The organism is Leucobacter sp. OH1287 (genome assembly GCF_003859945.1).
Lineage (GTDB): Bacteria > Actinomycetota > Actinomycetes > Actinomycetales > Microbacteriaceae > Canibacter.
On record NZ_RQYM01000035.1, the window covers coordinates 1 to 486 of the forward strand.

1 protein-coding gene is annotated in these 486 nt (G+C 52.5%); it reads right to left on the reverse strand.

What is annotated here, in order from left to right:
* Nucleotides 1-486: class C sortase (locus EII30_RS08820; RefSeq protein WP_148090568.1), on the reverse strand; the 486-nt coding region annotated here is incomplete at both ends.

Sequence of the window (486 nt, forward strand, 5' to 3'; positions counted from 1 at the left end):
TTGGCGTCCGGTCCACCACAAATACACACCAGCAGCCACAACACCCCCACCAAGCACAACAACCCACCAAGGAAACTCCGGCAACTCAGACGCAACACCATTAGTAACACCCTCAGGAGTCGGAGTAACCCGCTCACCGGTCACCAAAATACGATGCGAATTAATCCCCAAAGGCGTACAGGTAACAAGCGTCACCAAATCCTTACCCGCAACCGGCAAAATCTTCTCAGTCTCAGCCGGATCAATCACCACAATATCGCTAACCCGATAAAGCAGCGTCTGCCCAAACACCTCAACAAAAATCTTATCCCCGGATTTGACCCGGTCAAGATCACTAAACAGTTTCGCCTCAGCAAGCCCACGATGCGCGGTTAAAACACTACGAGTATTTTCCCCACCAACCGGCAGAGAGGTACCCTCCAGGTGGCCGACACCAACGTTTAACACCGCATCACTGGTGCCGTGATAGATCGGCAAATCAACCCC